This window comes from Saccharothrix sp. BKS2 (assembly GCF_047689505.1).
Taxonomy (GTDB): domain Bacteria; phylum Actinomycetota; class Actinomycetes; order Mycobacteriales; family Pseudonocardiaceae; genus Actinosynnema; species Actinosynnema lopnurensis.
The window spans coordinates 78,451-101,434 of record NZ_JAUQOL010000013.1 but is presented as its reverse complement, the minus strand read 5'-3'; the positions used below and the strand labels follow the sequence as shown (position 1 = coordinate 101,434).

20 protein-coding genes are annotated in these 22,984 nt (G+C 73.9%); 13 read left to right on the top strand and 7 right to left on the bottom strand.

What is annotated here, in order from left to right:
* Nucleotides 1–382 precede the first annotated feature (382 nt).
* Nucleotides 383–1,075, top strand: a complete 693-nt coding sequence (locus Q5530_RS26815) for a hypothetical protein (RefSeq protein WP_415365541.1) — start codon at nucleotides 383–385, stop codon at nucleotides 1,073–1,075.
* Nucleotides 1,076–1,235: 160 nt separating this feature from the next.
* Here Q5530_RS26815 and Q5530_RS26810 read toward each other — a convergent pair whose 3' ends face one another.
* Both Q5530_RS26810 and Q5530_RS26805 read right to left on the bottom strand, forming a co-directional pair.
* Nucleotides 1,236–1,919, bottom strand: coding sequence for a DUF998 domain-containing protein (locus Q5530_RS26810; RefSeq protein WP_415365539.1), 684 nt, complete (start codon nucleotides 1,917–1,919; stop codon nucleotides 1,236–1,238).
* 100 nt (nucleotides 1,920–2,019) lie between these two features.
* On the bottom strand, nucleotides 2,020–3,033 hold the full coding sequence (locus Q5530_RS26805; protein WP_415365538.1) for a nuclease-related domain-containing protein: 1,014 nt from the start codon (nucleotides 3,031–3,033) through the stop codon (nucleotides 2,020–2,022).
* A 325-nt stretch (nucleotides 3,034–3,358) separates the two neighbouring features.
* Between Q5530_RS26805 and Q5530_RS26800 the strand changes: the two genes are divergently transcribed.
* Together Q5530_RS26800 and Q5530_RS26795 are read left to right on the top strand one after the other, a co-directional pair.
* The gene (locus Q5530_RS26800) at nucleotides 3,359–4,807 is read left to right on the top strand and encodes a PepSY-associated TM helix domain-containing protein (RefSeq protein WP_415365537.1); all 1,449 of its coding nucleotides are present in this window, start codon (nucleotides 3,359–3,361) and stop codon (nucleotides 4,805–4,807) included.
* Nucleotides 4,788–4,934, top strand: coding sequence for a hypothetical protein (locus Q5530_RS26795; protein WP_415365536.1), 147 nt, complete (start codon nucleotides 4,788–4,790; stop codon nucleotides 4,932–4,934). Before Q5530_RS26800 ends, Q5530_RS26795 begins: the two co-directional genes overlap by 20 nt.
* A gap of 122 nt (nucleotides 4,935–5,056) precedes the next feature.
* Here Q5530_RS26795 and Q5530_RS26790 read toward each other — a convergent pair whose 3' ends face one another.
* A complete protein-coding gene (locus tag Q5530_RS26790) occupies nucleotides 5,057–5,572 on the bottom strand; it encodes a hypothetical protein (protein ID WP_415365535.1) in 516 nt (171 codons plus the stop codon).
* 213 nt (nucleotides 5,573–5,785) lie between these two features.
* Entirely contained in the window at nucleotides 5,786–6,142 is a 357-nt protein-coding gene (locus Q5530_RS26785) for an STAS domain-containing protein (RefSeq protein ID WP_415365534.1), read from the bottom strand.
* Nucleotides 6,143–6,322: 180 nt separating this feature from the next.
* On the opposite strand from Q5530_RS26785, the gene Q5530_RS26780 reads away from it, so the two are divergent.
* Both Q5530_RS26780 and Q5530_RS26775 read left to right on the top strand, forming a co-directional pair.
* On the top strand, nucleotides 6,323–10,480 hold the full coding sequence (locus Q5530_RS26780; protein WP_415365533.1) for a SpoIIE family protein phosphatase: 4,158 nt from the start codon (nucleotides 6,323–6,325) through the stop codon (nucleotides 10,478–10,480).
* The gene (locus tag Q5530_RS26775) at nucleotides 10,480–10,815 is read left to right on the top strand and encodes an STAS domain-containing protein (RefSeq protein ID WP_415365532.1); all 336 of its coding nucleotides are present in this window, start codon (nucleotides 10,480–10,482) and stop codon (nucleotides 10,813–10,815) included. The genes Q5530_RS26780 and Q5530_RS26775 overlap by 1 nt, the downstream gene beginning before the upstream one ends.
* Before the next feature lie 129 nt (nucleotides 10,816–10,944).
* Here Q5530_RS26775 and Q5530_RS26770 read toward each other — a convergent pair whose 3' ends face one another.
* Nucleotides 10,945–11,475 carry a hypothetical protein gene (locus Q5530_RS26770; RefSeq protein ID WP_415365531.1) on the bottom strand — a complete coding sequence of 177 codons (531 nt, stop codon included), beginning with the start codon at nucleotides 11,473–11,475 and terminating at the stop codon, nucleotides 10,945–10,947.
* Nucleotides 11,476–11,785: 310 nt separating this feature from the next.
* Here Q5530_RS26770 and Q5530_RS26765 point away from each other — a divergent pair, with 310 nt between their 5' ends.
* Both Q5530_RS26765 and Q5530_RS26760 read left to right on the top strand, forming a co-directional pair.
* Nucleotides 11,786–12,619, top strand: a complete 834-nt coding sequence (locus Q5530_RS26765; protein WP_415365530.1) for an alpha/beta fold hydrolase — start codon at nucleotides 11,786–11,788, stop codon at nucleotides 12,617–12,619.
* A 723-nt stretch (nucleotides 12,620–13,342) separates the two neighbouring features.
* Nucleotides 13,343–13,786 carry a hypothetical protein gene (locus tag Q5530_RS26760; protein ID WP_415365529.1) on the top strand — a complete coding sequence of 148 codons (444 nt, stop codon included), beginning with the start codon at nucleotides 13,343–13,345 and terminating at the stop codon, nucleotides 13,784–13,786.
* 4 nt (nucleotides 13,787–13,790) lie between these two features.
* Here the strand turns inward: Q5530_RS26760 and Q5530_RS26755 are convergent, their stop codons facing one another.
* The gene (locus Q5530_RS26755; RefSeq protein WP_415365528.1) at nucleotides 13,791–14,183 is read right to left on the bottom strand and encodes a hypothetical protein; all 393 of its coding nucleotides are present in this window, start codon (nucleotides 14,181–14,183) and stop codon (nucleotides 13,791–13,793) included.
* Nucleotides 14,184–14,726: 543 nt separating this feature from the next.
* On the opposite strand from Q5530_RS26755, the gene kdpF reads away from it, so the two are divergent.
* The 6 genes from kdpF to Q5530_RS26725 are packed head-to-tail and all read left to right on the top strand — an operon-like array spanning nucleotide 14,727 to nucleotide 22,165.
* The gene (gene kdpF / locus Q5530_RS26750; RefSeq protein WP_380631693.1) at nucleotides 14,727–14,828 is read left to right on the top strand and encodes a K(+)-transporting ATPase subunit F; all 102 of its coding nucleotides are present in this window, start codon (nucleotides 14,727–14,729) and stop codon (nucleotides 14,826–14,828) included.
* Complete coding sequence (gene kdpA, locus Q5530_RS26745; protein WP_415365527.1) at nucleotides 14,828–16,444, top strand: potassium-transporting ATPase subunit KdpA; 1,617 nt, start codon at nucleotides 14,828–14,830, stop codon at nucleotides 16,442–16,444. Before kdpF ends, kdpA begins: the two co-directional genes overlap by 1 nt.
* Complete coding sequence (kdpB, locus tag Q5530_RS26740) at nucleotides 16,441–18,396, top strand: potassium-transporting ATPase subunit KdpB (protein ID WP_415365526.1); 1,956 nt, start codon at nucleotides 16,441–16,443, stop codon at nucleotides 18,394–18,396. Before kdpA ends, kdpB begins: the two co-directional genes overlap by 4 nt.
* A gap of 4 nt (nucleotides 18,397–18,400) precedes the next feature.
* The gene (locus Q5530_RS26735) at nucleotides 18,401–18,931 is read left to right on the top strand and encodes a potassium-transporting ATPase subunit C (RefSeq protein ID WP_415365525.1); all 531 of its coding nucleotides are present in this window, start codon (nucleotides 18,401–18,403) and stop codon (nucleotides 18,929–18,931) included.
* Between the two features lie 4 nt (nucleotides 18,932–18,935).
* Complete coding sequence (locus Q5530_RS26730) at nucleotides 18,936–21,497, top strand: DUF4118 domain-containing protein (RefSeq protein WP_415365524.1); 2,562 nt, start codon at nucleotides 18,936–18,938, stop codon at nucleotides 21,495–21,497.
* Nucleotides 21,494–22,165, top strand: coding sequence for a response regulator (locus Q5530_RS26725; RefSeq protein WP_415365522.1), 672 nt, complete (start codon nucleotides 21,494–21,496; stop codon nucleotides 22,163–22,165). The genes Q5530_RS26730 and Q5530_RS26725 overlap by 4 nt, the downstream gene beginning before the upstream one ends.
* A 10-nt stretch (nucleotides 22,166–22,175) precedes the next feature.
* Here the strand turns inward: Q5530_RS26725 and Q5530_RS26720 are convergent, their stop codons facing one another.
* Nucleotides 22,176–22,955: a zf-HC2 domain-containing protein gene (locus Q5530_RS26720; RefSeq protein ID WP_415365521.1), complete on the bottom strand. Its 780-nt coding sequence runs from the start codon at nucleotides 22,953–22,955 to the stop codon at nucleotides 22,176–22,178.
* Nucleotides 22,956–22,984: the final 29 nt, after the last annotated feature.

Sequence of the window (22,984 nt, the reverse complement as noted above, 5' to 3'; positions counted from 1 at the left end):
ACCCTTTCGAAGCTCCTTGAACCGGAGTTCCACTGTAGTAGCAGATCAACGCTGCTCTGCACGTGCGTCGTTCGATCGGTCCACATCGTTGCCGAAAAGGTTTTCGACTGTCATGGTCTGAGGGGGTGGTCGAGGCCGTCCTGGTCGGGCCCACCCGAGGAGGCTCGGGACGACGCCGACGTCACCGGGCGCCCCGGTGTTTCGCCACCGCCGGAGCCGTGGCGGTCCGAGGCCGACATGAGACCCCGGTGGACGTCGGCAGCCGTATCCACGGCGTGACCGGACCTGCGCTGTCGGGCACGTCGTGCGGATCTGCCAGCCCTGCGCCGGGAACCACCCCCTCGCCGGGGGTCATCAGTTCGAGTGAGGATGTGAGGATTCGATGACACGTTTCACCAGAGTGGTGGTCCCGTTCGTGGCGGCCCTGCTCGCAGGCTCGTTGACGTGCCCCTCGGCCGCGCAGGCGACGCCTGCCGGTGCGGCGGCACCGCCGACCGGAACCGTCCGGGTGCACCTGCTGGTCCCGGCCGACGTGCCGCACGACCAGCGCTACGTCGACGGCATCACCAGGGTCGTGCTCGAAGCGCAGCGCTACTACAGGCAGGAACTCGGCAGGACGTTCAGGCTGAACAACCCGGTAGTCGAGGTGACCACCGGCGAACGCGTCCGCAGCTGGTACGAGAACACGCCCAACGGGCCGGAGCGGTACTGGTGGACGGTGTTCAACATGCAGCAGGAACTGCTGCGCAGGCTCGGGCTCGGCGCACCCGACCGGCGGTGGCTCAACGTCGGTGAGATCAGGGCGGAGGGTCCCGGTGCGGGCGGCGGTGGCGGTGGCGGCTGGGTGATCCTGTCCGGGCACGACGCCGACGGCGCCGCAGGCGTCAACGGACCGATGAACCGCTGGTACGGCGGCATGGTCCACGAACTCGGCCACGCGTTCGGCCTGCCGGACTCCACCTACACCGACGGCACCCCGATGTCCGCGTCCTTCTACAGCTACCCGAACACCCACTTCAACCAGAGCCAGAAGAACGCGCTCCTCAACGGCCCGTACGGCAGCTTCCTGTACTGAACGTCGACGCCGACCGGGTGGTGATCACCTGTGCGCCGGGAACCGTCCTCGGCGCACAGGCGGCTGCGGCCGTGCGCGAGGGGTGAGGGCGGTCAGGCAGTCATGCGTTCGCCGAGTCGGCGTGCGAGGTCGGCCGGCTCGTCGTCGGGAGGGAGCCGGTTCAGGTGGTCCCGCGAGCGGGTTCGTTCCCGGTGGGGGAGCGCCGGGCGGGGAGCAAGGCGGTCGCGGCGACGAACTGCCAGGCGGTGATGGTGTAGACCGAGCCGCGTTCCCAGGTGCCGTCGTCGAACAGCACCGGCGTGCCGAGCACGATGTTGAGACCGAGCAGGAGCAGCGAGGCGATACCGGCGATCCCCAGCACGACGCCGGCGGTCCCCGTGGGGCGGGTCGTGGCGTGCTCGCGGAACCGGAGGCCCACGGCGACCACGGCGAGGTTGCCGCCGAGGATCGCCATGACCGCTCCGACGCCGTGGAGGGCGGCGGTGCCGTGCTGACCGCTGTGGAAGACGCCCACCAGGCCGGTGCCGACCGCGTACCCGACCGCCAGGGCGAGGAAGGCGGACCGCCCCCGGCTCGCCGGCAGGGCCCGGACCGCGAAGATCGAGCCGAGCAGGAACAGCAGCCCCTGGTGCAGGAAGCCCAGGTTCATGACGGCGGCCAGGGGCGAGCCGGGTGGCTCGTTCCCCACCGCGCCGAGGTCGCTGATGTAGTCGTGCGCGTAGCTGTAACCCGGGAAGGCGGACGCCGCGACCGCCTCCGAGATCAGGTACCAGGCGCCTCCCAGCGCCCACAGCACCGCGGCGGCGATCAGCGGGTCCCGTCGCGGCACGTCGGGAAGAGCCATTCCGGTTCCCTCCCGTGTCGATCGCTCGCGGCGCCGTCACGGGGAGGGTTTCGGCGGTCCGCACGGTGGACCACTCCCTCGCTCGGTGGCACTGATCGTGTCACCAGGCGTTCAGGGCGCCGGGGTGGAAGGTAGCGCGGACGGTCAGCAGCAGCCACACGGCCCCGGCGAGCGCGACCAGGGCCAGCAGCGTGATCAGCGCTGTGCGCGCGGCATCGGACTTCAGCCGGACGGACCACGCGGGAGTGCCCTGGTGACGCGGCGGCGTCGCGCGCGAGCGGCGCGCGCGTCCGGACCGGGGCCGCGCGGTGGCGCTCCGAGAAAGCTTCGGCGGCTTCGGAGTCTTCGGCGGCTTCGTCGGCGCGGACCGCGGTGGGGTGACCGGCGTCGGGGAGGTTCGCCGGAACCTCTTCCCACCCGGGTTGTTCGGGGCCGCGGTGCGGGGCTGCGGGTCGCGGGTGATCCGGTCGGGGATGCCGTGGGCGAGCAGTTCGGCGCGCTCGGGCAGGAACCCGCCCAGGTCCAGGGCGGTGAACGCGGCGGCGACGTCGTCGGCGGCCCAGAACGCGCGGTGCTTGGCCAGCTGGTGGAAGTAGCGGCGCAGTGGTTTCTGGCCATCCGCCAGGACGACCTCGATGCCGGTGGGCAGCACGGCGCCGGCCAGGTCGAGGCGGGCGCCGCGGGCGGGCAGGACCACGACCAGGCCGGAGACGAAACCGGGGTCCACCCCGGCGGTCTCCAGGCCGTTCTTGACCGCGTAGAGGTTGGTGCGCAGCTGCTCGACCGGGTTGGCCTCGCCCGAGGTGTGCAGGGCCGCCGGGTGGCCGTCGACGGTCCACCCGCCGTTGAGCGGGACGCGCAGCACGCCGTCCTGGCGGCGGGTGAAGCCCTTGACCTCCACCACCACGCAGCCGTGCGGGGACCAGATCACCGCGTCGACCTGCCGCGCCGCGCCGTTGGGACCCGGCACGTTGCAGTTGACCATCGCCACCCCGGGCAGGGCGTAGCGGTCCACCCACGAACCCAGCCACTCGACCAGCCGGCGCTCCGCACCCGATAACCCGGCCTCGTTCTGCACCCGGACCAGCACCCTCGTCCCCTCCCCGGTTCCCACGCTGCGTGACGGGAACCCACGATGAGTGACACCTTACGAGGGGGGTACGACATCGAGGCGGGGACGACTTCGGCGATCAGGTGCTGCCGGGCGGAGCGGCGGGGACCGGGTTCCTCGTGCCCGGTCCCCGCCGCCGTCCTGCCGTGGGCTCAACGTGGAAGGCCCGTGCACAGGTGGTCGTCCCGGACCCGGCGCCGGTTCCCGCGATGAGCGAACGGTTCTCCCGCACCCCGGATCCGCCCTCGTGCGGGTTCGCCGGGAACCAAACGGCCCTCGCGCACGACTGCTGGGGAGGTGTTCCCTTCGTCCCCACCAGAGGTGCTTCGTGTCCGCTCCCCCTGTCGACGCCGTCCGAACCGAGGAGGCCCCCGGTCCGGTCCGGGTGTCCGTGGTGCCGCTGCTGCGCCGGTTGCACTTCTACGCCGGTGTGCTGGTGGGACCGTTCCTGCTGGTGGCGGCGCTCTCCGGCATGCTCTACGCGTTCGCGCCGCAGTTCGACCGCGTCTTCTACGGCGACCTGCTGGAGGTGTCGTCGGCCCCGGGTGCGCCGCGCCCGCTGGCCGAGCAGGTCGCGGCGGCGCAGGCCGCCCTGCCGGACGGCGTGGTGACGAGCGTGCAGCTCTCGGGCGACCCGGACGCCACGACGCGCGTGGTGCTCTCGTCGCCGGGCCTGGCGGTGGACCACGCCCGGACGGTGTACGTCGACCCGTACACCGCGCAGGTCAACGGGCAGCTGACCACCTGGTTCGGGTCCACCCCGGTCACGGCGTGGCTGGACAACCTGCACGCGAACCTGCACCTCGGTGAGACGGGCGCGCTGTACTCGGAGCTGGCGGCGAGCTGGCTGTGGGTGGTCGCGCTCGGCGGCCTGGTGCTGTGGCTCGTCCGGCAGCGCACGGCCCGTCGCCGCGTCCGGGCGCTGGTCGCGCCGGAGAAGGGCGCCAAGGGCGTGCGCAAGACCCGGTCGTGGCACGCGAGCACCGGGGTCTGGGTCCTGCTCGGCGCGCTGTTCCTGTCGGTCACCGGCCTGACCTGGTCCAACCACGCCGGCGCGAACTTCGGCGCGGCCTTGACGGCGTTGAACGCGGAAGCGCCCGCCCTGGACACCGGCCTGGGCGGCGGCGAGGGCGCGACGAGCTCCGACGGGCACGGCGAGCACCGGACCGGGTCACCGCGAGCCGAGGTGGACCCGGCGACGTTCGACCGGGTGCTCGTCGCCGCCCGCGGCGCGGGGCTGGACGGGCCGCTGGAGCTGGCGGTGCCGGCCGCGCCCGGCACCGCGTGGACGGCCGCGCAGACCGACAACACCTGGCCGGTCCGCCTGGACAAGGTCGCGGTCGACCCCCGGACCGCGACGGTGACCGCCCGCGCGGACTTCGCCGACCGGCCGTTGTTGGCGAAGCTGTCGACGTTGGGCATCCAGGCGCACATGGGCGTGCTGTTCGGCCTGGTCAACCAGCTCGCGCTGTTCCTGCTCGCCGCGGGCATCCTGACGTTGGTCGTGCTGGGCTACCGCATGTGGTGGCAGCGCCGCCCCACGCGCGCCGACCGCCGGGCCCGCCTGGGTGCCGCGCCCAAACGGGGCACGTGGCAGCAGCTCCCGCTGTGGTTCGTCATCCCGGCCCCGCTCGTGCTCATCGCCGTCGGCTGGGCCATCCCGCTGCTGGGCCTGAGCCTGCTCGCGTTCCTCGTCCTCGACGGGCTGATCGGCCTGGCCCGTCGCCGCGCGGAGGCGGGGGACACCCGGGATGTCGATGCCCGGTCGACGCCGTGATGGCCCTGCCGAACGGCGCGGGCCCACCCCGCCCGCGGTCACCGCGACCCGCACCGGGCAGACCCTCGCGGTCGACTTCGGCGACCTGACCGGCAGCGCCACCCGGACCATCCGGGTCCGCCTGTGAACACCGGGAGGGCTCGGCGGGCCGGTGGACGCCGGCGACCGCGCACGCCGACCGGGGGAACGGGTCGTGCGGGTGACCGGAGGAGGACCACCGGCTCCCGCACGCCCGTTCCGGTGGTCCGCTCAGATCAGGTAGGTGGAGATGTCACCGCAGGTGAGGGGACCTGGTTCGGGGACGGGGGTGATGGCGGTGTGGCAGACCTGGACGGTGACGCGGTCGATGGGCACCGGGGTCGGCGTCGGGACGAGCGGGACGGAGAGCACGAACTCGAACTTGGTCGCGCCGGTGGTGCTCTGGCGTTCGGTGTCGACGGCGGTGCGGCCGTTGTAGGCGGTGAACACGGCCACCGCGACGGTGCGGGTGGGCGGGGCGCACGGGGTGGTGTTGCGCAGCGCCACCTCGCCGGTGACCTTGACCGCGGTCACCGGCGAGGGCGACGGGTCCGGCTCCGCGTTGCGCCAGGCCAGTTGGCCCGCGGTGTAGCTGCTGAGGCAGCGGCCGGTGTGCTCGGCCTTGAAGGCCACCGACGCCGCGGCGGGGTCGGCGCTCGCGCCGCCGGTGAGGGTGAGGGTGGTCGCGGCGACCGCGAACGACGCGGCGACGGCCCGGCCGAGCCGGGGTAACAGGGGTGACTTCATTCGAGCGGACTCCTTTGTCCTCGCTTCGAATCCTCTTCGGTGAACGCTCCGCCGGGAGCGGGCGGCACCGGGCCTGCGCGACGCACGCCCGCCGCCCGCGCGGAACACGTGAGGTGAACAGGGCAGTTACCGACAGTACCGGATCGCGGCAACCCGGCAGCGGTGAGTGACTACGGGGTCGGGTGTGCCCGTCTTCGGCACCCCGGGCGGGCGTTACGGCCGCTGGGCGTCGATCGCCGCGTCGACGGTGGGGTGGAACGGGAAGACCTTGTCCAACCCGATGATCTGGAAGACGCGCGTCAGCTCGCGGCTGAGCCCGGCGAGGCCGAAGGGGCTGCCGGCGGCCTGGGCTCGCTGGTAGGCGGTGATGAGCACGGTGATGCCGGTGGAGTCGCAGTAGGCGAGGTCGGTCAGGTCGATGACCAGACCGGCGTCGGGGCCGAGGGGGACCGTGTCGAGCACCTCGCGCACCCGGGGGGTGGTGTGGTGGTCGAGTTCGCCGGCGATCCGCAGGACGGTGGGCGCCGTCGAGCGGGGGTCGAGGGTGACGGTAAGGGTCTGGTCGGTCACCGGGGCTCCTGTGCGGCGGGGTCGGGCTGCGCCCCGCGGTCCGGCACGGGCGTGCGCGGGCCAGGGGAGGCTGACCTATCCTACGGACCACCTCACCGGGCTGCGGTGGTGGGAGTTGTGCGGCCACGAGTGCCAGGGCGTCGGCTCCGGGTGTGGTCGGCGTGGACGAAGGGGTGTGCGGTGACGCGTTCCGACGACGCCCGGCACGGGCCGACGGCGGTGGCCGACGTGTTCGCCGTCGACGCCGAGGTCGGGCCGGACCTCGCCGCGGTGGACTGGACGAGGACCCCGCTGGGCCCCCCGGAGGGCTGGCCGCAGAGCCTGCGCACGGCGGTGAGCATCCTGCTGTCCTCCCGGTTCTCCATGTGGATGGCGTGGGGCCCGGAGCTGACGTTCTTCTGCAACGACGCCTACCGGCGCGACACGCTGGGGCGCAAGTACCCGTGGGCGCTGGGCCGCCCGGCCGGTGAGGTCTGGGCGGAGATCTGGGGCGACATCGGCCCGCGCATCGACACGGTGCTGGCCACCGGGCGGGCGACCTGGGACGAGGCGCTGCTGCTGTTCCTGGAGCGCTCCGGCTACCCGGAGGAGAGCTACCACACGTTCTCCTACAGCCCGCTGCGCGACGACGCCGGCACGGTGGTCGGCATGCTGTGCGTGGTCAGCGAGGAGACCGAGCGGGTCATCGGCGAGCGCCGGATGGCGACGCTGCGCGACCTCGGCTCGGACCCCAGCGTGGTGCGCACCGAGCAGGAGACGCTCGCCTTCGCCCGCCGCCAGCTCGACCGCAACCGGCGCGACCTGCCCTTCACGCTGACCTACCTGTTCGCCGACGACGGCTCCGCCGAGCTGGCGGGCGCGACCGGCGTCGACCTGGCGTCCCCGGCCGCCCCCGCGACGCTGTCCACCGAAGACCTGGGCGCCGTGTGGCCCGTGGCGGCCCTGGCCTGCGGGGAGTCCGTGCTGGTCGAGCTGGACGGACCCGCGTTCGCGGGGCTGCCCACCGGCGACTGGGCGGAAGCGCCCACCCGCGCGCTGGCGGTGCCGCTGCAACAGCAGGGCGGCGCGCCCTACGGGTTCGTGGTGGCCGGGCTGAACCGCTACCGGCCGCTGGACGAGGGCTACCGCGGGTTCGTCGACCTGGCCGCCGGGCACGTCGCGGCGGGCATCGCGAGCGCGCGCAGCTACCAGGCCCAGCAGCGGCGGGCCGAGGAGCTGGCCGAGCTGGACCGCGCCAAGACCGCGTTCTTCTCCAACATCAGCCACGAGTTCCGCACCCCCCTCACCCTCATCATGGGGCCGGTGGCGGAGCTGCGGGACCGGCTGGCGCGCACCGACCCGGGTGCGAGCGGGGAACTGGAGATCGTGCACCGCAACGGGCTGCGGCTGGGCAAGCTGGTCAACACCCTGCTGGACTTCTCCCGCATCGAGGCCGGCCGGATGCGGGCCGGCTACGCACCCGTCGACCTGGCCGCCGTCACCGCCGAGCTGGCCAGCGTGTTCCGCTCGGCGATCGACAAGGCGGGCCTGGTCTTCGAGGTCGACTGCCCGCCACTGCCCGAACCGGTGTTCCTCGACCGGGGCATGTGGGAGAAGGTCGTCCTCAACCTGCTCAGCAACGCCCTGAAGTTCACCTTCGAGGGCTCGATCCGGGTCTCCGTGCTGGCCGGCGACGGCGAGGCGGTCGTCACCGTCGCCGACACCGGCATCGGCGTGCCGACCGAGGAGATGCCGCGGCTGTTCGAGCGCTTCCACCGCATCGACAACGCCCGCTCCCGCTCCAACGAGGGCAGCGGCATCGGTCTCGCGCTGGTGCGGGAACTGGTGGGCCTGCACGGCGGCACCATCACCGCCGACAGCACCGAGGGCGCGGGCACCCGCTTCACCATCAGCCTGCCGTTCGGCTCCGCCCACCTGCCCGCCGACGCCGTCGCGCCCGCCGCGAACGCCACCGCGGTGTCGGTCACGGCCGACCCCTACGTGCAGGAGGCCCTGCGCTGGCTGCCCGCCGACCGGGGTGGCGCGGCGGTCACGGACGTCAAGTCCTCGGACCCGGACGCCGCGACCGGCCCCGCGGTGCCCGCGACGGTGCTGGTCGCCGACGACAACGCCGACATGCGCGAGTACCTCGCCCGGCTGCTGAGGGGCGCCGGCTACGAGGTCCACACCGCCACCGACGGCGCGGAAGCCCTGGAAGCGGCCCGCGCCCTGACCCCGGACATGGTCGTCAGCGACGTGATGATGCCCCGCCTGGACGGCCTGGCGCTGGTGGCCGCCCTGCGCACCGACCCGCGCACCGCGGCGGTGCCGGTGCTGCTGCTGTCCGCCCGCGCCGGGCAGGAGGCGTCCATCGAGGGCCTCCAGGCCGGCGCCGACGACTACCTGGTCAAGCCCTTCGCGGCGGCCGAGCTGCTGGCCAGGGTGCGGGCGAACGTGGAGCTGTCCCGGCTGCGCAACCACCACGCCCGCTGGCGCACCGCGCTGATCGACTCCCTCCAGGAGGCGTTCTTCGTCTGCGACGAGGACGGCGCCGTCGTGGAGATCAACTCCGCGTTCACCGACATCCTCGGCTACGGCCCCGACGGCCTGCCCTACCGGCCCGTCCACCCCTGGTGGCCCGACGCCGAGGCCGACCCCGAGGGCCACCGGCAGGTCGCCGACGCCTTCTCCGGCCTGCTCGACCGCACCCGGGGCGGCTACACCATCCCCGTGACCCACCGGGACGGTCACCTGCTGTGGGTCAGCGTCATGTTCAACCCGGCGCAGGACCCCGACACCGGGCGCACCGTGGTCGTGGGCACCTTCCGCGACGTCACCGCGGAGCACTACGCCATCCAGCGCGACACCGCCCTGGCGGTGCTGAGCATGCGCCTGTCCGCGGCGTCCAGCCTGCCGGAGGCCCTGTCCGGAGCCCTGCTGGAGCTCAAGGACCTGTGGCGCGCCCGGTGCGTCATGGCCGCCGTCTTCGCCGACCGGGACAAACCGGTGTTGACCACCACCGACCCCGCCCTGTCCTGGGAAGACCTGTCCGACCGGGAGCGCGAGGGCCTCACCGCGCTGCGCGAGCGCCCCGCGCTGAGCCCGACCGCCCACGGCATCGCGGGCACCGGCGTCACCCTGGAGCACCCCGAGGGCCTCATGGTGCTCTGGCTGGACCTCGACGAGCGCCGCCCCTTCACCGACCAGGACGAGCTGCTGCTGTCGCTGTTGGCCGGGCACCTCGCCCAGGGCCTGACCCGCGCGCACCAGATCGACCAGCAGCGCGAGACCGCCCTGGCGCTCCAGCGCGCCGTCCTCGGCCCCTCCCGGCTGCCCGACGGCTTCGCCGTCCGCTACGAACCCGCGGCGCGACCGCTGGAGATCGGCGGCGACTGGTACGACACCGTCGCCCTGCCCGACGGCCGCATCGGCATCGTCGTCGGCGACTGCGTCGGCCGCGGCCTGAAGGCCGCCGCCGTCATGGGGCAGCTGCGCAGCGCCTGCCGCGCCCTGCTCCTCCAGCAGACGAGTCCGGCTCGGGCCCTCATGGCCCTGGACCACTTCGCCGCGAGCCTCCCCGGCGCGCTGTGCACCACCGTGTTCTGCGGCGTCCTCGATCCGGAGACCGGCCACCTGACCTACTCCAGCGCCGGGCACCCGCCCGCCATCCTGGCCCACCCCGACGGCAGCACCCGCCTGCTCGACCAGGCAGGCTCGACCCCCCTCGCCGTGCGGCCCGGCGCGCAGCGCCCCGAGGCGGAGTGCACCCTGCCGCCCCGCGCCACGCTGCTGATGTACACCGACGGCCTCGTCGAGCGCCGCCGTCGCCCGCTGACCGAGGGCATCGACCAGGCGGGCGAAGCCGTCCAGGACGGCCGCGACACCGCCCTCGACGACCTCGCCACCAGGGTGATGGACCGGTTGGCCCCGACGGGCGGCTACGACGACGACGTGGCCCTGCTGCTCTACCGCCACCCCGCCCCGCTGGAGCTGACCTTCCCCGCCGAGTCGGCCCAGCTCGCCCCGGTCCGCAAGACCCTGCGCGGCTGGCTGGAGCAGTGCGGGCTGCCCCCGCAGGCCATGCAGAGCGTCCTGGTGGCCGCCGGGGAAGCCTGCGCCAACGCCATCGAGCACGGGTACCGCGGCACGGTCCCCGACGTGGTCCGGCTGCGGGCGCGAGCACTGGTCGGCGACCTGTACCTGACGGTGATCGACACCGGACACTGGAAAACACCCCAGCCCGAGCTCAACGCGCACCGCGGGCGCGGGGTCGCCCTGATGCGCGCGATGATGCAGCAGGTCACCATCACCCCCGGCCCGGTCGGCACCACCGTCGACATGCACCTGAGGATCCCCTGATGACCCCCACCCCGCTCACCCTCACGCCCGGCCGGGGCCCCGACGGCACCGCGGTCCTCAAGGCCGTCGGCGAGATCGACATGAGCAACACCGACGCCTTCTCCGCCGCGCTCGCCGCCGCCCTGGACGACGTCCCGGGACGGCTCGTGGTCGACCTCACCGGGTGCGAGTACCTCGACAGCGCCGGCATCAACGTCCTGTTCGCCCACGCCGGCCGCATCGAACTGGTCGCCACGCCGTTGCTGGCGCCGGTCATGACCTTCTCGGGGCTCACCGCCGTGACCACGGTTCGTGGTTTGGAGGGCGACGCGGTCGGGCGCGGGCCGCGCTCGTAGTCCTCCGACCCGGTCGTGTCCGGGTGCTCAGGCGGTCTCGGCCGGGAAGGCGGGCCGAGGTGGAGTCGGTTGGCGATCCGGTCGGCCTTCTCCGGGATGGTGGTCCTGGCCTCGGCCCGAACGCGGTGGCTACGCCGAACCGGCCTCCTGCGGAGCCGTCGACCGGATCGGGCCGTACTTGTACCGGTACCAGGTCGAGTTGTAGATCCCCTTCGACGCCCAGGTCGAGCCGGTCGAGTAGTAGAACGCCAGACCGGTGCCGGGAACCGCGTACTTCCCGAAGTAGAAGTGCGGATCACCGGCTGTGGCCGGCCCGATGCCGAAGACGTACGGGCACGGGTACTCCTCGAAGTACGGCGACAGTTCCTGGATCTTGTCGATGTCGTCGGCGCAGCCGTACATCAGCTTCTCGTAGTCGCGGCTGACCTTCCACTCGGTCAGGATGAGCGGCGAGTCCTTGCTGGGGTCGATGGTCCCCCCGGCGTTGATCGCCAGGTCCACGTAGCGGTTCGCCATCGGGTACTCGCGCTTGTACCAGAAGTCGCCGTTGATGCCCTGGAGGTAGAGCAGGTAGGTCATGACGGACCAGTTCTCGTAACCGCCCCCTCGCATGGCGGCCGCCTGTCCGAAGTAATAGGCCAGGACAGGTTGGTTGAACATCTCCTTCGTTTTTCGAAGGATCCATTCCGGATCGTACGTCCAGGGCATCGACGTCCTCCAAAGGTCTGCGGGCGTACGTGCTGCCCGGAACTCCCAGAGGTGATGACGGTCCCACAGGAGCCCTGTGCGGGGGTGGAAGCTCAATCTTCGGACGGGTGACCCTCACCCGAAGGGGGACCGGCCGGTGACACGCCTGGACGAGGCTGCCGATCTGCTCTCGACCCCCGAGGACCCGGCTGCGCGCCGCGGCGGAGGCGTTGCGGCGACCTGACCGCCACGGGTTGTCGGTGTGCGGCGGTAGCGTGAGCGGATGATCTCCTGCCAGGACGTGCCCTCGGGCGACGGCCGGGTGCTCCGGGCCTACGACAGCGGGCTCGGCGGCGCGGTCGGGACCGTGGTCTGGCACCACGGGTCGCCGCAGACCGGGGCGCTGCTGGAGCCGTTGCTCGTGGCGGCGGCCGAGCGGGGGATCCGGTTGCTGTCCTACGGGCGGCCCGGTTACGGCGGTTCCGATCGGGTTCCCGGGCGGGACGTGGCGTCGGCGGGGGTGGACGTCGGGCGGGTCGCCGACGCGTTCGGGGTCGAGCGGTTCGCGGTGATGGGTGCGTCCGGGGGCGGTCCGCACGCCATCGCCTGCGCCGCGGTGTTGCCCGAGCGGGTCGGCTCGGTGGTCTGCCTGGCCGGGATCGCGCCGTTGACCGACGAGTTCGACTGGTTCGCGGGGATGGTGTCGCCCGGCGGGTTGAGGGCGGCGCTGGACGGACGTGCGGCGAGGGAGCGGTTCGCGGAGGTCGACGAGTTCGACCCGGCCGCTTTCACCCCTGCCGACTGGGGTGTGCTGGGCGGGGAGTGGGAAAGCCTGGGCGCGGACGCCCAGCGGGCCGGTCAGGCCGGGAGTGGCGGGCTGGTCGACGACGACGTGGCGTTCACCTCGCCCTGGGGGTTCGAGCCGGCCTCGGTCGCCGCGCCCGTGCTGCTCGTGCAGGGCGGGCAGGACCGGGTCGTGCCGCCCTCGCACGCGGACTGGCTGCACCGGCGGCTGCCTCGGGCGGAGCTGTGGTCCCGGCCCGACGACGGGCACGTCTCCGTGCTCCGCGCGTGCGGGGAGGCGATGGATTGGCTCGTCGTGAACCGGACGGGGTGAGGAGGGCGTCAGGACCACGGGGATTCCGGGAGGCGGGTGTGCACTTTGGCCGGTGGGTGCCGGGGAGCGCCCCGGGTCCGCCCGTCGAGGGCTTCACCCCGGCCTCCGCCCGACTGGCGGTCGCCCGGCACCACGGTTTCCCAGCCGGCCGCGACTGCGCCGGCACCTGGACGGCCTCGCCGCCGAGCCCGACGAGGGCGCGCTGACCGTCGACAACCGCGCGAGTGGGCCGAGGACGACGACGTGGCGCGGTGCGTGCGCGTCGCGACCGCCGCGCACCCGCCCGCGCGGACCTGGCGGCCCGTGCTCACCGGGCAACACGTGGGAGTGCGAGTAGTCGTCTTCGCCACCCCTCGCGGTCCGGTGTTCGCCGAGCTGACGCCCACGACGGTGTCCCCACCGGTGGCCGTCGAGGCGCCCGCGCCGGCCTTCCACACCGCGACCGGAACGCTGGCCGGGGTGGTGCCGCCGAAGACGACGTCCGTGTCGGTGGAGCGGTTGTCCGGCCGGTACGCCCGGGAGGGGGCGATCCTGGCCGGGGGTCTTCATCGTGCCCAACGCCTTCGCCGTCGACGAGCGGGGCGTGCTGCTGCGCGTCGACGGGGAGAACGCGGTCGTGCCCGTGCCGGAGGAGTGGTCGACCGCCCCGGGGTGTCGGGGGACCGGGATTCACCGGCGGGGCGTCGTCTGGCGCCGGCGCTGGCTCGGGTGGACGTGCGTCCGGTGGTCGATCCGGAGTGCTGGGCACCCGGCGCGCACGCCGTGCTCAACGACACCGAGTCCGTCCAGCTGGGCCACTACCGCGACCTGCTGCTGTGGCACCTGACCGGACGGGAGCCCTTCGTGATCGACTTCGGTCCCCGGCGCGGGCCGGTGCGGGACTTCGCCGTGGTGGGGGAGACGGTCGCGGTGACCAGGGTGTACCACGGGTTCGTCGACAACCGGAGCCACCGGGTGGCCCTGGTCGGCCTGGTGAGGCGAGAGGTCGCCTCGGTGGTGCTGCGCCGGGAGGGCGCGCCCGACCTGCCCGCCGTGATCGCGGGTGGCAGCGTGGTGATCGCCGACCCCGGGCTCCTCGCGCCGCGTGAACGGGTACCGGTGACCGAACGCGTGGTGACGTTCGACGTCGCAGGGAACGTGCTGGAGGATTTGCCCTACCAGCAGTGAGGGGCTACGGCTGCTCGGTGCTGTCCGACGACCCGCCACCGCTGTTTCCGGTCGCCAGCGCGATGATCGTGTCGGCCACGTCGCCGGACATGCGGAAGCGGTAGTTGTCGCCCAGCTGCTCGCGCTCGAACGGCATCCGGCCGTTGAGCCGCTTCTGCGCCGCGCCGAGCATGCCCGCGCCCTTCCGGCGGTCGATGCCGATCGCGTCGCAGAGCGGCTTCCACCCCACCCAGCCGCCCTTGGCGGCGAGCGACTCGTGGGCGAGCACCTTCAGGAACGTCCGCCAGTCCTCGCTGCTCCCCGCGTTGTACGCCTCGATGACGGCTTCGGGGGACGTGGGCTCCCCAGCCTGCTTGGCGGTAGCTCGGGCCGCGTAGTGGGCCGCGTGCTTCGCCATCATCGGGACGCTCCAGTCCGGCACCGTCGCAGTGAAAGGTACCCAGTTCACGGTCATCTCATCTCCTGGTGCCAGCTATTCCGTAGATAACTCTAAGATAGCTGTAAGTTCCCTTAGGGGCAAGTAAGCGGGGTGCGCGTGCCTGGCTTCACTCGTTCGGGTGAACGAGACGTGAGCTTGTTTCAAGCCGGGTGCGTGCGTCGATAAGAAGATCAGCGCCGGGGGCACGCCCCCCGACCCCCGGCGCCTCACCTCACCGCCGCGCGAGCGACGACGGCCCCCCGGCCGCACGAGCCCGAGGTGGTGGGCCGTCAGCGGGATCACTCGCGGCATCAGTACCGCGTAAAGGACGCGTTCGGGGACGTAAGGGACCCGTCAGGCACCCTCAAGTCCACTTCGCCCCCGTGCACGCTCCTCCCCGTCGCGACCGCCAACCGGGCGGTCGGGGAGGAAAGGGACGTCGATGGCCGACCTGGCCTACGTGCTGTTGCTGGTGGGGGTCTTCGCGCTCCTGGTGCTGGGCGTGCGCGCGCTGGAGCGGCTGTGAACGGGACCGGGGTGGTCGCGAACGCCGTGGCGGGCGTGCTCGCGCTGGGGCTGCTGGTCTACCTGTTCGTCGCGCTCGTCCGCCCGGAGAGGTTCTGATGCCCACCGCCGGGCTGATCCAGGTCGCCGTCCTCGTCGTGGCGCTGGCGGCGGTCCACCGGCCGTTCGGCGACTACCTGGCCCGGGTCTACACGAGCGACGAGCACCTGGGAGCGGAGCGGGTGGTCTACCGGCTCGCCCGGGTCGACCCCGCCTCCGAGCAGCGCTGGGGCACCTACGCGCTGTCCGTGCTCGGGTTCTCCTTCGCGGGCGCCCTCCTGCTCTACGTGCTGCAACGCGCCCAGGAACTCCTGCCCTGGAACTTCGGCCGCGGCGCGGTCCCGCCGGGCACGGCGTTCAACACCGCGATCAGCTTCGTGACCAACACCAACTGGCAGTCGTACGTGCCGGAGCAGGTCATGGGGCACGCCGTCCAGGTGGTCGGGCTGACCGTGCAGAACTTCGTGTCCGCCGCGACGGGGATGGCCGTCGCGATCGCGCTGGTGCGCGGCTTCACCCGCAGCCGATCCGACCGGTTGGGCAACTTCTGGGTGGACCTGACCCGGGGCGTGGTGCGGGTCCTGCTGCCGGTGGCGTCCGTGTTCGCGGTCGTGCTCGTCGCCACGGGCGTGGTGATGAGCTTCCGGGCCGGGGTCGTGGTGGACGGTCAGGGCGTGGCCACCGCGCCGGTCGCGAGCCAGGAGGCGATCAAGTTGTTGGGCACCAACGGGGGCGGGGTGCTCAACGCCAACTCCGCCCACCCGTTCGAGAACCCGACCTGGGTGTCGAACCTGGTGCAGGTCTTCCTGGTCCTGCTCATCCCCGTCTCCCTGACCCGCACCTTCGGCACGCTGGTCGGTGACCGTCGGCAGGGCCGGGTGCTGCTGGGTGTGATGGGTGCGCTGTGGACGGTGATGCTCGCCGTGGTCTGGGTCGCGGAGGCGCACGGCCTGCGCCCGCTGGAGGGCAAGGAACTCCGGTTCGGCATCCCGGGCAGCGCCCTGTTCGCCAACACCACCACCGCCACGTCCACCGGCGCGGTCAACGCCATGCACGACAGCTTCACCGGGCTCGGCGGCGGCGCGCTGCTGCTCAACGTGCTGTTCGGCGAGATGACGCCGGGCGGGGTGGGCACCGGGCTCTACGGCATCCTGGTGACGGCGGTGATCGCCCTGTTCCTGGCGGGCCTGATGGTCGGCCGCACGCCGGAGTACCTGGGCAAGAAGCTCGGCCGGCGGGAGGTGACCGCCGCGGTGGTGTCGGTGCTGGCGGTGCCCTCGGTGCTGCTGGTCGGCGCGGGCGTCGCCGCGGTGCTGCCCTCGACCAGGGCGGCGTTGGGCAACCCCGGCGAGCACGGCCTGACCGAGGTCCTCTACGCCTACGCCTCGGCGTCCAACAACAACGGCAGCGCGTTCGCCGGGCTCACCGCGACCGGCGACTGGTTCCAGGCTTCGCTGGGCGTGTGCATGGCGGTGGGCCGGTTCGCGCCGATCGTCGCGGTGCTGGCCCTGGCCGGCTCCCTGGCCGCGCAGCGCAGGGCCCCGGTCACGGCGGGCACGCTGCCCACCACCGGCCCGCTGTTCGCCACCCTGCTCGGCGGCTCGGTCGTGCTGGTCGCCGCGCTGACCTTCGTGCCCGCCCTCGCCCTCGGTCCCGTCGCGGAGGCCCTTCGATGACCGCCCTCACGAGCGCGCTGCCCGACGCGGTGCGCAAGCTCCACCCGCGCCGGCAGGCGCGCAACCCCGTCATGTTCGTGGTGTGGGTCGGCTCCGCGCTGGTCACGGTGTTCGCGGTGGCCGATCCGGACGTGTTCACCGCCTCGGTGGCGGTGTGGCTGTGGCTCACGGTCCTGTTCGCCAACGGCGCGGAGGCGGTGGCCGAGGGCCGCGGCAAGGCGCGGGCCGAGGCGCTGCGCAGGGCGCGCCGGGACACCGTGGCGCGCCTGCTCGACGGCCGCACCGTGCCCGGCTCCGAGCTGCGGCCCGGCGACCTGGTCGTGGTCGGGCCGGGCGAGGTGGTCCCCGGCGACGGCGACGTGGTCGAGGGCATCGCCTCGGTCGACGAGTCGGCCATCACCGGGGAGTCCGCACCGGTGGTGCGCGAGTCCGGCGGCGACCGGTCGGCGGTGACCGGCGGCACCACCGTGCTGTCCGACCGGATCGTCGTGCGCGTCACCACCGAGCCCGGCGCCACGTTCGTGGACCGGGTGATCGCGCTGGTCGAGGGTGCCCGGCGGCAGAAGACGCCCAACGAGATCGCGCTGTCCACCCTGCTGTCGGCGTTGACGGTGGTGTTCCTGCTCGCGGTGGTGGCGTTGCAGCCGTTCGCGGTGCACTCCGGTGGTGAGCAGTCGGTGGTCGTGCTGACCGCGCTGCTGGTGTGCCTGATCCCGACCACGATCGGGGCGCTGCTGTCGGCCATCGGCATCGCGGGCGTGGACCGGCTGGTGCGGCGCAACGTGCTGGCCACGTCGGGGCGCGCGGTCGAGGCGGCAGGGGACGTGGACACCCTGCTGCTGGACAAGACCGGCACCATCACCTCGGGCAACCGGCGCGCCACCGACCTGCTCCCGGCGGCCGGCGTCGCCGAGACCGAGCTGGCCCGGGTGGCGCGCCTGGCCAGCCTGGCGGACGGCACGCCCGAGGGCCGCAGCGTCGTCGAGCTGTGCGCCGAGCGCTACGGCCTGGCCGGGGAGCCGACCGGGCGGGAGCGGGCGGGCGAGCCCGTGCCGTTCTCCGCGCGGACCCGCACCAGCGGCGTCGACCTCGGCGGCCACCGGCTGCGCAAGGGCGCGGCGAGCGCGTTCGCGGTCGACGGGCCCACGCGCGCCGTGGTCGACGAGATCAGCGCGCTGGGCGGCACCCCGCTGGTGGTGGCCGAGGACGACCGGGTGCTGGGCGTGATCCGGCTGACCGACGTGGTCAAGCCGGGGATGGGGGAGCGGTTCGCCGAGCTGCGCGCCATGGGCATCCGCACGGTCATGGTGACCGGCGACAACCCGCTGACCGCGAGGGCCATCGCGACCGAGGCCGGGGTGGACGACTTCCTGGCCGAGGCCACGCCCGAGGACAAGCTGGCACTGGTCCGGCGGGAGCAGGAGGGCGGTCGGCTGGTCGCGATGACCGGCGACGGCACCAACGACGCGCCCGCCCTGGCCCAGGCCGACGTCGGGGTGGCGATGAACAGCGGCACCTCCGCGGCCAAGGAGGCCGGGAACCTGGTGGACCTGGACTCCGACCCGACCAAGCTGATCGAGATCGTCGGGATCGGCAAGCAGCTGCTGATCACCAGGGGCGCGCTGACCACCTTCAGCGTGGCCAACGACCTGGCGAAGTACTTCGCCGTGCTGCCCGCCATGTTCGCCGCCGCCCACCCCCAGCTCGACGCGCTCAACGTCATGCGCCTGGCCTCGCCCCAGTCGGCGATCCTGTCGGCGGTGGTGTTCAACGCCCTGGTGATCGTGGCGCTGGTGCCGCTCGCCCTGCGCGGCGTGCGCTACCGCCCGGCCGGCGCCGCCGCGCTGCTGCGCCGCAACCTGCTGGTCTACGGCCTCGGCGGCGTCGTCACGCCGTTCGCCGGGATCTGGCTGATCGACCTCCTCGTCCGACACATCCCCGGGATCGGGTGACCTCGTGCACGCGTTCGTCAAACAGCTGCTCGCGGGACTGCGCGTGCTGCTCCTGCTCACGGTGCTGGCCGGGGTGCTCTACCCGGCCGCGGTGTGGGGCGTCAGCCGGGTGCCCGGCCTGCGCGCCAACGCCGAGGCCGTCGACACCACCCTGGTCGGGACGGGCGGCCGCTGGTTCCGCACCCGGCCGTCCGCGGCGACCCTCCCGGCCTCGGGCGGCTCGAACAAGGGCGAGCTGAACCCCGAGCAGGACGCGGTGGTGGCCGCGCGCCGCGCCGAGGTCGCCGCCCGGGAGGGCGTGGCCGGGGACCGGGTGCCGCCGGACGCGGTCACCGCGTCGGCCTCCGGCCTGGACCCGCACATCAGCCCCGCCTACGCCGAGCTCCAGGTGCCGAGGGTGGCCCGGGAGACCGGCCTGGCCGAGGACCGGCTGCGCGCCCTGGTCGCCGAGCACACCGCGGGCGGGGTGGTCGCCGAGGTCGTGGTGGACGTGCCGGCCCTCGACCGCGCCGTGGACCGGGCACGCGCACACTGAACCGGTGGACGGCAAACGCAAGCGCGGGGAGCTGCGGATCTACCTCGGCGCGGCGCCCGGTGTGGGCAAGACCTTCGCCGTGCTCGGCGAGGCCCACCGGCGCCGCGACCGGGGCACCGACGTGGTCGTCGGCCTGGTCGAGACGCACGGCCGGGAGCGGACCGCCGCGCTGCTCGACGGCCTGGAGCAGCTGCCCCGCGCGCACGTGCGCCACCGCGGCGTGGAGCTGGCGGAGCTGGACCTCGACGCCCTGCTGGCCCGCGCGCCCGAGGTCGCGGTGGTGGACGAGCTCGCGCACACCAACGCGCCGGGCTCGCGCAACGCCAAGCGCTGGCAGGACGTCGAGGAGCTGCTCGACGCCGGGATCGACGTGCTGTCCACGGTCAACGTGCAGCACCTGGAGTCGCTCAACGACGTGGTCGAGCGCATCACCGGCGTGGCGCAGCGCGAGACCGTGCCCGACGAGGTGGTGCGGCGCGCCGAGCAGGTGGAGCTGGTCGACCTCACCCCCGAGGCGCTGCGGCGCAGGCTCGCCCACGGCAACGTCTACGCCGCGCACAGGATCGACGCGGCGCTGGGCAACTACTTCCGGGTGGCCAACCTCACCGCGCTGCGCGAGCTGGCCCTGCTGTGGGTGGCCGACCAGGTGGACGTGGCGCTCCAGCGGTACCGCTCGGAGCAGCGCATCACCGACACCTGGGAGACCCGCGAGCGGGTCGTGGCGGCGATCAGCGGCGGCCCGGAGAGCGAGACGCTGATCCGCCGGGCCCGCCGCGTCGCGCTGCGCGCCGGCGCGGAGCTGCTGGTCGTGCACGTCCTGCGCGGCGACGGGCTGACCGGCGCGTCACCGCGGCAGGTGGCCGGGTTCCGGCGGGTCACCGAGGACCTGGGCGCGACCTTCCACACCGTGGTCGGCGACGACGTGCCGACCGCCCTGCTGGAGTTCGCGCGCGGCGTCAACGCGACCCAGCTGGTGCTGGGCACGTCCCGGCGGCCCCGGCTGGCGCGGGTGTTCGAGGAGGGCATCGGCTCGGCGGTGATCCAGGAGTCCGGGCCCATCGACGTGCACATGGTCACCCACGAGGAGGCGCGCCGCGGCCCGCGGTGGCGGCCCGGCCGCAAGGCGCTGTCCCGGCGCCGGCAGCTGGCGGGGTGGGCGCTGTCGGTGCTGCTGCCGCTCGCGGTGACCGGCGTGGGCCTGCTGGGCGGGCGCGCGCTGACCTTCGCCACCGACCTGGTCGGGTTCTTCCTGGCCACGGTGCTGGTCGCGCTGATCGGCGGGCTCGGTCCGGCGGTGGTCGCGGCGCTGTTCGGCGCGGGCCTGCTGAACTTCTTCTTCACCCCGCCCTACCACAGCCTGGCCGTGGCCACGACGGAGAACCTGGTCACGCTGGCGGCCATGCTGGTGGTCGCGGTGCTGGTCGCGCTGGTGGTGGACCGGGCCGCCCGGCTGGTCGAGCAGGGCGCGCGGGCCCGCACCGAGGCCGCCCTGCTCGCCTCCTACGCCCGCACCGTGCTGACCAGCCCGTTCCCGGTGGTGCGGCTGCTGGAGCAGGTGCGGGAGAACTTCGGGCTGGAGTCGGTGGCGCTGCTGGAGCGGCGCGGCGGGACGTGGGCGCGGGTGGCGTGCGTGGGGCCGGGGCCGTGCGACGAACCCGACGAGGCCGACGTGGACGTGCCGGTGACCGCGGACGTGCACCTGGCGCTGCGCGGGCGGGCGCTGCCCGCGAGCGACCAGCGGGCCCTGGAGGCCGCGGCCGGGCAGGCGCTGCTGGCGCTGCGGCAGCAGCGGATGGCCGCCGAGACCGCGCAGGCGCAGCGGCGGGCCGAGACCACCGAGCTGCGCACCGCCCTGCTCTCGGCCGTCGGCCACGACCTGCGCACCCCGCTGACGTCCATCAAGGCCGCGATCGGCAGCCTGCGCGATCCCGACCTGCGGCTGTCCGCCCAGGACACCGCGGACCTGCTGGAGACCGTGGAGGTGTCGGCCGACCGGCTCACCGGGCTCATCGACAACCTGCTGGACTCCTCCCGGCTGGCCACCGGGGCGGTCGCGCCCCGGCTGCGGGCGGTGACCTACGACGAGGCCGTGGCGCGTGCGCTGGCGGGCGTGGACGAGCGCGCCGCGGTGTCGCTGGACGTGGCCGAGCACCTGCCGCCCGTGCTGGCCGACGTGGGCCTGCTGGAGCGCGTGGTGGCCAACGTGGTGGACAACGCCCTGCGCCACGGCAGGCTGAGCCCGCGCCGCGTGGTCGACGTGGACGGCGACGGCACCATCGCGGTGGACGAACCGGAGGTCGCGGTCCGGGCCAGCGCCTACGGCGACCGGGTGGAGCTGCGCGTGGTCGACCACGGGCAGGGCCTGCCCAAGAACACGGCCGAGGCGGTGTTCGAGCCGTTCCAGCGGCTCGGCGACCGCGACGCCACCCCCGGCGTCGGCCTCGGGCTGAGCGTGGCCAAGGGCTTCGTGGACGCCATGGGCGGCACGATCACCGCCGAGGACACCCCGGGCGGCGGCCTGACCGTGGTGATCTCCCTGCCGGTCGCGCGGGCGGTGGTGGCGTGACCACGGTCCTGGTGGTGGACGACGACCCGCAGGTCCTGAGGGTGCTGCGGATCAACCTGACCGCCCGCGGCTACGTGGTGCGCACCGCCACCGACGGGGCCTCGGCGCTGCGCGAGGCCGAGGGGGTGGACCTGGTGCTGCTCGACCTGGGGCTGCCCGACGTGGACGGCGTCGAGGTGATCACCCGGCTGCGCCGGTCGAGCACCGTGCCGGTCGTCGTGCTGTCCGCGCGGCCGGGGTCGGCGGACAAGGTGCGGGCGCTGGACGCGGGCGCCGACGACTACGTCACCAAGCCGTTCGGCATGGACGAGCTGCTGGCCAGGCTGCGGGCCGCGGTGCGCCGCGCCGGCCGGCGGCCGTCCGGGGAGCCGCCGGTGCGCACCGCGTCGTTCACCGTCGACCTGACCGCGAAGAAGATCGTCCGCGACGGCCGCGAGGTGCGCCTGACCCCGATCGAGTGGGGCCTGCTGGAGACCCTGGTCCGGGCGGGCGGCGAGGTGGTCGACCCGGAGAGCCTCATGGCGCGGGTCTGGGGGCCCGCCTACACCTCGGCCACCCACTACCTGCGCGTCTACCTGGCGCAGCTGCGGCGCAAGCTGGAACCGGAACCGTCGCGGCCGCGCCACCTGCTCACCGGGCCCGGCCGGGGCTACCGGTTCCAGGTGTGAGCCGCGCCGGTCAGGCCGCGCGGCGCCGGCTCACCGGCCTCAGGCGCGTGCGCCGCGCCGGGCGGGTCCCGTCGGCCTGCTCCGGGCCGTCGGCCTGCTCGTCGGCGGGATCGTCGGCCGGGTCGAGGTCGGCCCCGGACCCGGTATCCGCCCGCAGACCACCCCCGGGACCGCGGTGACCGCGCCGGACCACCACCAGCGCCACCAGGGCCAGCACCAGGATCGCGTGGGAGGTCACGCGCGTCACCGTCGCCTGCCCGGTCACCAGGTCCCACGCCGAGAACGCGCCCAGCACCACCACGAACGCCGCCACCACCGGCAGCAGCCCGCCCGCCGCCCGCGGCTTCAGCGCCGCCCACAGCAGGCCCACCCCCAGCGCCAGGTTCCACGCCGTGCCCTCGTTGAACAGGTGGTCCGGGCCGGGTCCGTGGGCGCCGTGCCCGGCCGCCCGCGCCGCGGCCGCCCCCGCCCCCAGCAGCTGGGACAACCCCAGGGTCAGCTGCGCGACCGCCACGGCCGCCAGCCCGCCGCGCGCGTACCAGCCCTCGGTGCGCACGGGCGGCGGCGCGGCGTCCAGCACGGCGGTCGCCAGGTCCGGCGTCGGCGTCGCCGGGCGCAGCCGCAGCGACCTGGTCACGGCCGCCGCGCCCCCTTCCCAGGCCCGGCACGCCGCGCACCCGGCCAGGTGCGCGTCGGTCTCGGCGGCGGGCGCCGGTTCCCCCTCGCCGTCCAGGCGGGCGGACAGGGCCTCGCGGCAGGTGTCGCAGTCCACCCCGACATTGTCGGCCACCCGGCGCCGGTGGTCCCGGGGGACGACCC

Coding starts and splice junctions, on each gene's coding strand:
- Q5530_RS26810 (WP_415365539.1), bottom strand. CDS start 1,919: ATGGCTCTTCCCGACGTGCCGCGACGGGACCCGCTGATCGCCGCCGCG.
- kdpA (WP_415365527.1), top strand. CDS start 14,828: ATGCCCACCGCCGGGCTGATCCAGGTCGCCGTCCTCGTCGTGGCGCTG.
- Q5530_RS26815 (WP_415365541.1), top strand. CDS start 383: ATGACACGTTTCACCAGAGTGGTGGTCCCGTTCGTGGCGGCCCTGCTC.
- Q5530_RS26770 (WP_415365531.1), bottom strand. CDS start 11,475: ATGTTCAACCAACCTGTCCTGGCCTATTACTTCGGACAGGCGGCCGCC.
- Q5530_RS26765 (WP_415365530.1), top strand. CDS start 11,786: ATGATCTCCTGCCAGGACGTGCCCTCGGGCGACGGCCGGGTGCTCCGG.
- Q5530_RS26755 (WP_415365528.1), bottom strand. CDS start 14,183: ATGGCGAAGCACGCGGCCCACTACGCGGCCCGAGCTACCGCCAAGCAG.
- Q5530_RS26795 (WP_415365536.1), top strand. CDS start 4,788: ATGCCCGGTCGACGCCGTGATGGCCCTGCCGAACGGCGCGGGCCCACC.
- kdpB (WP_415365526.1), top strand. CDS start 16,441: ATGACCGCCCTCACGAGCGCGCTGCCCGACGCGGTGCGCAAGCTCCAC.
- Q5530_RS26790 (WP_415365535.1), bottom strand. CDS start 5,572: ATGAAGTCACCCCTGTTACCCCGGCTCGGCCGGGCCGTCGCCGCGTCG.
- Q5530_RS26775 (WP_415365532.1), top strand. CDS start 10,480: ATGACCCCCACCCCGCTCACCCTCACGCCCGGCCGGGGCCCCGACGGC.